The 10,919-nt window shown below is 64.9% G+C and carries 6 protein-coding genes; all 6 read right to left on the minus strand.

Annotated features, from left to right (window positions below; all coding sequences use genetic code 11):
• Positions 1–2,337: double-strand break repair helicase AddA (gene addA, locus E7813_RS03135; protein ID WP_291570759.1), on the minus strand; the 2,337-nt coding region annotated here is incomplete at its 3' end.
• Positions 2,331–5,474, minus strand: a complete 3,144-nt coding sequence (gene addB / locus E7813_RS03140; RefSeq protein WP_291570761.1) for a double-strand break repair protein AddB — start codon at positions 5,472–5,474, stop codon at positions 2,331–2,333. The genes addA and addB, both read right to left, overlap by 7 nt.
• Before the next feature lie 63 nt (positions 5,475–5,537).
• Positions 5,538–6,260, minus strand: coding sequence for a nucleotidyltransferase family protein (locus E7813_RS03145; protein ID WP_291570763.1), 723 nt, complete (start codon positions 6,258–6,260; stop codon positions 5,538–5,540).
• Between the two features lie 98 nt (positions 6,261–6,358).
• Positions 6,359–6,682 carry a PilZ domain-containing protein gene (locus E7813_RS03150; protein ID WP_291570794.1) on the minus strand — a complete coding sequence of 108 codons (324 nt, stop codon included), beginning with the start codon at positions 6,680–6,682 and terminating at the stop codon, positions 6,359–6,361.
• A gap of 88 nt (positions 6,683–6,770) precedes the next feature.
• On the minus strand, positions 6,771–8,294 hold the full coding sequence (gene tsaE / locus E7813_RS03155; RefSeq protein WP_291570796.1) for a tRNA (adenosine(37)-N6)-threonylcarbamoyltransferase complex ATPase subunit type 1 TsaE: 1,524 nt from the start codon (positions 8,292–8,294) through the stop codon (positions 6,771–6,773).
• Positions 8,291–10,807, minus strand: a complete 2,517-nt coding sequence (locus E7813_RS03160) for a PAS domain-containing sensor histidine kinase (RefSeq protein WP_291570798.1) — start codon at positions 10,805–10,807, stop codon at positions 8,291–8,293. Before E7813_RS03160 ends, tsaE begins: the two co-directional genes overlap by 4 nt.
• Between the last annotated feature and the right edge of the window lie 112 nt (positions 10,808–10,919).

Consider the following 10,919-nt stretch of genomic DNA (forward strand, 5'->3'; position numbering starts at 1 on the left):
CATGTCACGCTTCACCTCGGTGTCGGCGGCGCGCAGCCAGGCCATGAACCCCTGCAGCGAGGCCGGCGCCTTTTTCTCGTGGGACAGCGCCAGTTCGAGGAATTCGTCGAGCGCATCGTTGGCTTCGTGGCCAAGCCGGCGCAGGATTCGCGCACGTCCGCCGTCGCCGCCGAGCAGCCAGGCATAGAAGGCGAACGGCGTCTCGGTACGAAAGCGCCGCTCGCACCCGGCCAGCCGGTCGAGCGCGCTCCTGAACTCGCCGCGCTCGGCGGCGTGGGCGGTCAGCGCATCGCGCAGCGATCCCTTGCGGTTCCAGGCCAGGGTGAACAGCTCGTCTTCGGTGAGGTTGAACAACGGGCTCTTCAACGCCACCGCGAGCGCAAGGTCGTCCTGCGGCAGCAGCAGGGCGTCCGCCAGATTCATCAGGTCGATGATTGCAATGTGTTCGGTGAGTTTGAGCCGGTCGGCGCCGGCCACGGGAATGCGGGCGTGTTTCAGCGCCTGGATGACGGCGTCGAACAGGTTGCCGCGCCGGCGCACCAGCACCAGCACGTCACCATAGGTAAGGCGGCGACGATTGCCGAGCCGTCCGGTCGCGGTGCCGCCGTCGACGAGCCGCCTGATTTCGCCCTGGATGCGTTTCGACAGCTTAACCTCGGCGCTCGTCACCGGCACGCCATCGAACGGTGCGCGCCAGCCTTCGATGTCCTGCCGGTCGTCGGCGATCGAAAGCTCCCAGAGGTCGATCTGGCTTGGACCCGCGTCAGCAAGCGCTTCATGCAGCGGATAGGCCTTTTCAGCGTGAATGCTGCGGTAGATCGTCTCGTCGCGAAACACATGATCGACGGATTTCAGGATCGCGTGCCCGGACCGGAACGAATAGGTGAACGGGATGGACTCGAATCTCATCTCGGCGTCTTCGAACTTCTTTTTTAGCTCCCGGCGGCGGGCGTCGAACTCGCGCGGCGCAGCCCCCTGAAACGAGAAGATCGACTGCTTCTCGTCTCCGACCGCGAATACGGTGCGCATCAAGTTGTCGCGCGCGCCCGCGCCGGCGGTGAATTCCGAAATGATATGCGCAATGATGTCCCATTGCCGGGGGCTGGTGTCCTGCGCCTCGTCGATCAGCACGTGATCGACGCCGCGGTCGAGCTTGTAATGCACCCAGCCGGACGCGCCGCTCGCGAACAGGGCCAGCGTCTTGTCAATCAGATCGTCATAGTCGAGCAGTCCGCGCGTCAACTTTTCGCGGCGGTAGTTCGCGGCAACCGCGATTGCGATGTGCAGCAAGGCCTCGCTGCGGTCGCGCGTGGTGATGGCGCGGCGCTTTTCGATCAGGGGTGGAAGACGGAGGGCTTCGGCGTCGAACCGGTTGCCAAGGTCGGCATTCTTATTTCGAAAACGGTTGGTCACGACCGAAGCACGTGGCGTCTTGGCGTCGGTCAGGAACAGGTTGAGGTACTCGTCGACCTGGGCGGTATCCGTAGCGCGCATCGCCTCGGCGAGTCGTCCGGCCTGCGCCTGGTCGGCATTGCTGCCAGCGGCGAGTGCGGTGGCGGTTCCCTGCCAGAGCGGCCGGGGCAAATTCGGCCCATCGACGATCTCGCGATCGATGTCGTCAAGACGATCACTGACCTCGACTCCTAGCGCTGCTGATACTTGCCTCGTTGCCGTTTCAGCGCTGCCCGCCGCGTCGGTCCAGGCCATGAAATGATCGCGGCTGAGGCAGGCCTCGCGCACGACGTCCTTGAAGGTAACGTCGGCTGCGTTCGCCATCGCGGCCAGCAGTGCACGTCCGATCGCGCTGTCGGGCGCGCGCGAGGCATCGAGCATCACGGCGAGGCTGGCGCGCTCCATCATCTCGGTCTGGTCACGGTCGTCGAGCACGGTGAAGCGAGCCGGTACGTTGGCTTCGAAGGGGCATTGCTGCAGGAGGCGGGTGCACAATGCATGGATGGTCTGAACTTTCAGCCCGCCCGGTGTCTCCAGCGTCGAGGCAAAGAGTTCGCGCGCCGAGTTGCGCAAGTCGGCCGTCGGGTGCGCGATGCCGGCGTCGCGGATCGCGGCATCGAGTTCGTCGTCCTCAAGCGTCACCCAGCGGCCGAGCGTCGTGAACACGCGCTCGGCCATGTTGGCGGCGGCTGCCTTGGTGAAGGTGAGGCATAGGATCTTTTCCGGCGGCACGCCGGCAAGCAGCAAGCGGATCACGCGCTGCACCAGCACATGCGTCTTGCCCGAGCCGGCGTTGGCCGATACGAACACGGATGTCGCGGGATCGGATGCGCGGGCCTGCGCGTCGCGGACGGGCGGAGGAATGGTACGCGGAGCCTTCACCACTCCTCCAGCGCAACGCCACCGGCGGCGGACCATTCCTTGACGCGGGCGAGGTTGTCGTAGTCGCCGTAGCGGGCGGTCCACATCGACAGGACCAGCGATCGATACGGCTCGTCGGGGTTCTCGAATCGTCGGATCAGCGCTTCGAGCTGCGCCCGCACATAGTCGGCCGCCTCATCGGGCAACTGCGGCGTTTCGTTTTGCTTGATCTTCAATTCCACCGGCTTGAACTCGCCCGGCGGATTGTTGCCGCTCAATCTGACATAGGCGAGTTCGCAGACCGAGGCGCCCGCATCGATATCGGCGAAGCCGCCCTCGCGCAGGATCGCTGCCTCCAGCGTGAGCTGCGGCGACAATCCCATCCGGACCTGCTTTCCGCTCGGCGGTTGCCCGGTCTTGTAGTCGAGGATGGCGTAGCGGCCGTCGCGATGGCGTTCGATCCGGTCGGCGCGCGCGGACAGCGTGAATATTCTGGCGTTGTCGAGGGGGATCTTGATTTCGCCCCGAATCTCGGCGGCGATGGCGGCGATGCCGCCGCGGCGCGCGGCCTCCCATTCGGCGAACCAGCGCGCGATCCGCTGGAAGCGCGGCCACCACAGGGCACGGGCCTCCGGCTTCTCCATCAGCGGCGCGAAATGCTTTTCGCCGATACGACGCAACTCGCCCACGATGTCGGCCGGCAACGCGTTTGCATATTCCCTGGTAAACTCGCCCAGCGCTTCGTGGATTGCAGAGCCGCGGTCGGCCGCCGACAGCGGCATGTCGACGGGATCGAGCGGGTCGAGCTTGAGAATGTGGCGGGCGTAGATGGTGTAGGGATCACGCAACCAGTCCTCGATCGCGGTGACCGAGAGCCTTGTCGGACGCGTCTCGCGCGGCGGCTTGGGTTGCGGCTGCTCGATCGGCTTGACCTCCGCAGGCTGGTCGATCGCGCCGGCGTAATGAATATACCTGTCGCCGGCTGCCTTCGCGTCTTTCCAGCGCTGCTTGCCCGCGACGGCTTCCAGCCGGTGGAGAAAGCGTGAAGCGACTGCCGGACCGCCTCCGACCTTGGCCGAATGGGTGAGGATCACGTCCTCATGGCCGAGCAACTGAGCGAAGTCGTGCGCGGAAAGGCCGATGCGGCGCTCCGGAAGGTCGAGACCGAGTTCGTGACGCATCGGCCGGCTCAGCCAGGGATCGATGCGCGGCGCCGGCGGCCACACGGTTTCGACCAGCCCGCCCAGGATTACCCGGTCGGATTCCGTCAGCCGTGCTTCCAACTGGCCGAAGATGTGGATTTGCGCTCCCGGCAACTCCTGCCGCCGCACCAGACGGTCTGCAAAGGCGGCCTGGAACACCTCGGCATAGTCGCCGGCCTCGACCATCAGGCCGATCTTCTCCTGCCGGCCGAGCAAATCGTCGAACGCGGACGCGAGCGCAAGCCCGTCCGGCCTCTCGAATGCCATGGCGACACCGCGCTCGTCGGCGGAGAGACTAGCCAGCGTTTCGCGATGGCGCTGCGCGAGTTCGGCGAAATCATGCGGTTTGGAGGCAGCAAGGGTTTCCAGCGGCGTCAGGGCCTTGCGGAGTGCGGCGATCAGCGATTGCGCCTGGTCGAGTTCTTCGGCCCCGAGCCGTGCACGTGGTTCGGCACGGTGCAGCGATGAGGTTTCGCCGCTGCGCAGCTTGCGCAGTTCATCGCGGAAGCGCGCGAAATCGGCGGCCAAACCACTGCTGCCGGCTTGCGGCCGGGTGCCGCGCAGTAGCGAAAGTTCGAGCGCTTCACCGCCGCGCTTCACCGCGCCAGGCGGGCCGCCGAGCAGGAGCATCGGATGTTTGAGCAGCGCCAGCAGGATGGGCGGCTCCAATCCTTTCGTCGCGGCTTCCGCCGCCAGCCGCGCAAAGATGCCGGCCGGCGTATCCGTCAGCGCGTCGCCGCCGGAATCGTTGAATTCGAGATTCCAGCGGCCGAGTGCCGCGATCACCCGCCGTGCCAGTGCGCGGTCCGGGGTCACCAGTGCCGCCGACTTGCCCAGATGCCGCGCTTCACGCATCGCGACCGCGATCGCGAGCGCCTCGATCTCCGGATTTGGCGCCCCAACCACGGCGAGCTTGTCCATGCCCGCTGCGATCTTCGCCGCGATATCCGGCCGCTTCAACCGATCATGCCATTCCGCGGTGGCGTTCGACGGCCGCATCGCCTCGGATGCGAGCAACTCACGACCGCCTTGTGCAGGCTTCCCGAGAATTTCGACATCGGCGCGCTTGATGCCGAAGCGCGACAGCAGCGCGTGCATCGCATATTGCGGATGGTTCGAGGCTGGAGGTGCGGTGAATTTGCCCTGCGCGTCGCGGATGCCGCCGATCGATTGCCAGGCGTCGTCATCAAGATCGGTATCGAGGCCCGGCAGAACCACCGCGCCGCGCGGCAGTCTTGCCACCGCCTGCAGGAATTTTGCCGTCGACGGCATCGATCCGGTGGAGCCCGCGGCGATCACCGGGCCGTCGGATTGCCTTGTAAGGCGCACAGCTTCAGCATCGATCAGAAGGTCGCGGCGTGCGGCGGGTTCGATTCTGTTGGTTTCGGCAAGAAAAGCCGGCCAGAACTCGCGTGCGATCTTCAGGAAATCCAGAGTGTGTTGCCAGTATTTGTCGAACTGGTCGGGTACCAGACGGTCAAGCGCGTTCCAGTCGACCTCGCGTGTCACCATGTCGTCGATCAGCCGCGCAAGGTCGCCAGCCAGCGCAAGCGTGGAGGCAGGACTTCCGACCACCAGCGGCGACAGCGCGGGGCGTTTGGCCCAGGCGGCGACAAGGCGCGCCAGAGCCAGCCGGCGTTGCAACTCACCAAGTTTCGGCGGGATGTCGAGTGGCGCGATGGCACCGGGTTCACCGTCCTCCGAGAAGGCCAATTCGTCCTCGTCGATATCGCCCAGCGCCACGATGCGCGGCAGGATCGCGGCGTCGGCCTTCAGCACATCGAGAAAGATTTCGCGCGCCAGCCGCCCCGCGCGCCGGGTCGGCAGATAGAGCGTTGCCGCTGCCAGCCGCTCGGGCTGCGTGCGCGCCTCAAAACCTTCGACCAGCCGGCCGTCGATCAATGCCGCAATGACGGTGCGCAGAAACGGAACGGAGATCGGTACGCTGAGAACGCGCATGGGCTTCCTGATTCGGGGTCAGGTTGCATCATGGCATGGCGGGGAGACAGGAGGGAGTCGCGCTTACGCGACGCTGGCGAGAAAGGCCTGTTCCGCGGCGTGAACCGCGTCGGGGGTTCCGACATGCATCCACACCCCGTCGAGCCGCAGGCCGAACAGCCGCTCCTGCTCGTTGGCCCGGTCGAACATCTTGGTCAGCGAAAACTCGCCGGACGGGGCGTCGGCAAACAGCGCCGGCGACATGATCGCGGCGCCAGCATAGACGAACGGGACCACCTGATGCTCCCGGCGCTTGCGCAGCGCGCCATCGGGCAGCATCGCGTAATCGCCGCGCCCGCTATATCCGATGCTGCTGGTCGTCGGCGCCATCAGCAGCAGGATATCCATGCGCGCGGGATCGAAGGTTTCGGCCAGCCGCGCCAGATTGGGGCGAACGCCGTCAATCCACAGCGTGTCGGCATTGACGTGGAAAAACGGGGCCTGGCCGAGCAAGGGCAGCGCCTTGACGACGGCGCCGCCGGTGCCGAGCACCTCGTCACGCTCGTCCGAGATGATCACCCGGGGCAGCTTGCGCGCCGCGACGTGATCGATGATCTGGTCGGGCAGGTAGTGCACATTGACGACGGCCTCGTTCACGCCGGCATCGCCGAGCTTGTCGAGCACATGATCGAGCAAGGTCTGGCCCGCCACCCGAACCAGCGGCTTTGGCATCTTGTCCGTCAGGGGACGCATGCGCACGCCAAGACCGGCGGCAAGAACCATGGCTTTGGTGGGTTTCACAGACATTTCGGAGATTTCTATATCACGGTGATTCGGTTGGCGCATCGATTGTGCACGCCATAGCGGTCCGAGATGACGTTTGTGCGACCGGTGGAAAGGCCTGTTCAGACGTCCACCGTCTGCGAAGCAACGCGTCCCGCCGGCTTTTTCTTCTTGTCGCTGGGTCTGAGGAAATTGACGCCGATTTGATCGCCATTGACCCAGGCCAGTTCGCAGCGGCGATAGGCGAGCCCGGTGGAGGACAGCAGCAGGAAGAATTCCTTCAGATGCAGTCCTTCGACGGAGCCTTCGACCGTGAGTTTCGCGCCGGTCTCCGAAATGTCTTCCATCATGCAATCGCGGCGCCAGGTGCCGTCGATGCCCATCATGTGCGCGCTGATCCCGCGCTCGAATGTGACGCGCTCGCCCCTGCGCCGTTCCACCGTCATCGTTTCGCTCCAGCCCTCAAGCAGACACCCTGCTCCTCAGGGCAGGGTCGGCCACAGATTAAGGGTAGCCCGGCTAACAAGTCGTAAATTATGAAACGGGAGGTGGCACATTGGCGGCGTACCACTCCCGGGCGTGTGCGAGCACCGGATGAGCCAGCGAACGGTTGAGATAGGTCCAGATCCGGGGCAGATGACGCAGATATTGCGGCTTGCCGTCGCGCCGGTTGAGCCTCGCAAAGGTGCCGAGCAGCCGCGTGTTGCGCTGCGCCGACATGACGGCGTAAAGCTCGGCGAAACCAGCCGGATCGAACGTTTCGTCGGAAGCAAGCCGCGCCTTGATGTAGCGCGTCAACAGCGCAAGCTCGAGCTGCTCGGGGATGTCGATCCGCGCGTCCTGCAACAGCGATACCAGATCATAGGCGGCTGGACCCAGCACGGCGTCCTGGAAGTCGATGATGCCCACTTTCCCCGTTCCGGGCCGTTCGTCGAGCCAGATCAGGTTGGGGGAGTGAAAGTCCCGCAGCACCCAGGTCTTGATGGCCGCCGCCGGCTTGCTTAGCAAGTCGCGCCACATCATGACGAATTCGGCGCGCAGATTGTTGCTCGGCTGTGCCCCGCGGTCCGGCAGGTACCATTCCAGCATCAATCCGACCTCGATCAGCAGCGCGTCGGTGTCGAAATTGGGCATGGCGTAAGTGATCTGCGGCGCCAGCGGGAGAATTTCGGGCAAGGTTTCGCGATGCAGCGCCGCCAGCATGTCGGTGGCGGCTTGATAGCGCTCCGCGATCGGCGCGGGCGGATCGCCTTCGACAAAACCCGCGGTGCCGAAATCCTCCGTGATCAGGAATCCCGCGTCGAGGTCGGCGTGACGGATCGCGGGCGCGGAGAAGCCGCGTTCGCGCAGGCCGTTGGCGATCGCGACAAACGGCTTGACGTCTTCGGCCAAATGAACCGCGGCACTGTATGATTTGCCATCATAGATCGCGGCGCCATCGGGGCGCCGCGGCGAGTTCATTAGGATGACGACGCCATCGTCGCGGACCAGCCGCGCATAGGAACGCGTGGAGGCGTCGCCCGCCATGCGCAGACGTTTGGCGTCGACATAGCCTGCGCCGGCCAGGAACTGCCGCAGCGCCTTGAGCCTCTCGACTTGCGCCGCCGCCTTGCCATGGCCGGTGATTTCGGCCGCACGCGCGGTCGATCCTAGCGCCGGACGATGGCTCAGGGCGATATCGATCCGGTCCGGGGGAAGTGCGCCGGCTGCGCGTTCCGGCCATTCGATCAGCGCCACGGTCGCTTCCGGCAGCGGTGACAGACCGATCTCTTCAAGTTCTGCGGGATCGCCGACGCGGTAAAGATCGGCATGAACCAGCGGAAACGGCGGCAGGTCGTAATTCTGAACCAGTGTGAAGGTCGGGCTCGGAACTTCCAGCGCGTCGTCGCCGGCGAGATACCGGATCATGGCGCGCGCCGCCGCGGTTTTTCCGGCACCAAGATCGCCCGACAGCGTGATGACGTCGCCCGGGCCGATCAGCAGCGCAAGATCCGCCATCAAATGCGCGGTCGCCGTCTCGTTCGCCAGTGCAAGCGAGAATGTCGTAAGATCGGTCATTCCGCGGCGTTGCGGTGGGCGGCCTGATCGGTCGGGAAATCGCACGTGACGGTCGTGCCCTTGCCGACGCTCGAATCGACGCGCACGTTGCCGCCGTGCAATTCGACAAAGGAGCGCACCAGCGACAGGCCGAGGCCTGCGCCGCGACGCCCCGACCCGTTGGAATGACCTTCGAACCAGTCGAACACCTTGTCCTTGAGGTCAGGCGGAATGCCCGGTCCGGAATCAGTCACGGTGAAAATCACGTGGTGTTCGGTTCGCCTTGCGCTCAGGCCAACCGTGGTGTCGCGGGGAGAGAACTCGATGGCATTTGCCAGCAAATTATACAGCACTTGCACCACGCGGCGTTGATCGCCAACGAAGCTTCCGATCTCGGGATCGAGATCGACCTTGAGTTCGATGCGGTCGCGGGCGAGCCGGTCCTGGATTCCCTCCGCGGCATCGTCGATCGTTTTGCGAATATCGACCGGACCCAGTTCAAGCGTCATGGCGCCGGCATCAATGGTGGCGAGATCGAGAATGTTGTTGATGAGCGCGTACAGCGAATTGGTCGAGGTCGTGATGTAATTGAGATATTCGGCTTGCTTCGGCATCAGCGGGCCGGTGGCAGGATCGGTCAACAGATGTGCAAAGCCGATGATGGTGGTCAGCGGCGAGCGCAGTTCGTAGGACACGTGGTGGACGAAATCGATCTTCATCTTGTCGGCCGCTTCCAGCGCCTCGTTGCGCTCGCGCAGCGCGCGCTCGAAATTCTCGGTATCGGTGATGTCCTGGAATGTCAGCATGGTGGCGCCGTCGGGCAGCGGCATGGTCATGCAGTCCAGCACGCTGCCGTCCTTGCGCTCGAACTTTAGCGGCACCTCGATGCGGTTCTCAATCGCGGTGATCGCTCCGCGAAGCGTTTGCCAGGTGGCCGCGTCGTCGAACAGCGGCTTGCACCAGGCCACCACGGTTTCGATATGCGGCTGTTCCCGCAGCGCGTCGGGCGACAGCTTCCACATCTTGGCGAATGCGGGATTGAACAATTGGGCGCGGCCGTTGCTGCCGAATACCGCGACGGCTTCGGCGAGATTATCCAGGGTTTCGCGCTGCACCCGGATCAGCGCGTCAAATCGCCGCGCCAGGTCGAGGCTTTCGGTGACGTCGTCGAACAGGTAGGTGACGCCGCCTTCGGGGTTTGGCGTGGTGACGACGCTTAACGCGCGGCCGTCGGGCAAATACCAGGTGTCCTTGGCCGGATCGACCGCGCGATAGGCCTCGTGCAGCTTGGCCTTCCAGGCTCGGAAATCCGGCTGTTCCGCAATCTTGCGCGCGGCGCGCAGCCGATCGAGTACACTGGAATCGTCAGGATTGCTGTCGAGAAATGCGCGGTCGAGGTCCCACAGCCGGCGATAGGAATCATTGTAGAACGAAAGCCGCCGCTGGGCGTCGAATACCGCGACCCCGGACGACAACTGATCGAGCGTGCGGCGATGCGCCTCCGCCATTCGCACCAGTGCGGCGCTGAGCGCGGTGGCCTCGGAGGCGTCGATGGCGATGCCGACGCTGCCGCCGCCTGCATTCAGAGCATGGACATCGTAGAAGCGCCGCTCGCCGCCGACCACGATCGGCAATCGCGCGGTGAAGGCGGCCTTGTCGTGCAGAGTGCGTTCCATGTCGTTGCGGGCGCCGCTGTCGAGCAGTTCAAGGTTGCGATCGATTGCATCCGCGACGCTGGCGGCCTCGGTCGCCCGTGCATAAGCGGCGTTGGCATAGCCGAGACCGCCTTTGGCGCGTTTGGTCCAGATCGGCCAGGGGGCGGCGGCGGCAAAGCCGCGCAGCAGTTCGGTTTCCTCCATGAGCGCCTTGTGCCGAAGGTTGGTTTCGGCGAGTTCCCGCCGCAATCCGCTGAGTTCGCGAATCCGCACAATGGCTTGGCCGCCGATGGCGCGGCCCATCGACTCGATGGCGCGTCCATTGGAGGTGGTGAGATGAAGCAGGAAACCCTCGCCGGCCTCGCGCAGCGCATCGACCGCATGATCCATTTGCAGCGCCGGCTCCGGCGGCAGCCAGCTGCCGAATGCGAGAATGCGCTGCGGCGAAGACTGCTGGAAATCCTGCGGCAGCAACAGCGAGGTGTCGCCGCTGATTTGCGGGCGATTGTCGCCCGCGGCCCAGGATATCAAGACCTGCGGTTCGGCGAACAACAGCGCGCGGAAACGGTCGGCCTCGCTCTGCAGGCTTTGAATATCGGAACGCAACCGCGCCTCGCTTTTGGCCGCGCGGACCCGCGAGCGCATCAGCAGGATCGCCGCCAGCACCGAAAAGCCGAGCAGCGCCAACGCCGTCGTCAGCACGGCGATCTCCTGATGGTTGAGATCGAAGAATGCCGAGATCACCTGGGAGAAAGTGAGGTCACCGGCTTGAGCGGGTGCGACGCCGACCAGCATGGCGCCCACGGCGACGAGGCCGTTGCGCGCCAGCGATGTGCACGACAGCAGGGTCCGACGCATCTTTGCGATCACGCCCGACATGGTTTGCCCCAAACCGCACGACTGCACGCCCGGCGTTTCGCTCGCCGTTCGCGAATCGAACGACAATATCCCCAAGGGGAGTCGGTGGGTAAGAGTCCAGACCGTGAACGCA

Source organism: Bradyrhizobium sp. (genome assembly GCF_004799405.1).
Classification (GTDB): Bacteria; Pseudomonadota; Alphaproteobacteria; order Rhizobiales; family Xanthobacteraceae; genus Bradyrhizobium.

Coding starts and splice junctions, on each gene's coding strand:
- tsaE (WP_291570796.1), bottom strand. CDS start 8,294: ATGACCGATCTTACGACATTCTCGCTTGCACTGGCGAACGAGACGGCG.
- E7813_RS03150 (WP_291570794.1), bottom strand. CDS start 6,682: ATGACGGTGGAACGGCGCAGGGGCGAGCGCGTCACATTCGAGCGCGGG.
- E7813_RS03160 (WP_291570798.1), bottom strand. CDS start 10,807: ATGTCGGGCGTGATCGCAAAGATGCGTCGGACCCTGCTGTCGTGCACA.
- E7813_RS03145 (WP_291570763.1), bottom strand. CDS start 6,260: ATGTCTGTGAAACCCACCAAAGCCATGGTTCTTGCCGCCGGTCTTGGC.
- addB (WP_291570761.1), bottom strand. CDS start 5,474: ATGCGCGTTCTCAGCGTACCGATCTCCGTTCCGTTTCTGCGCACCGTC.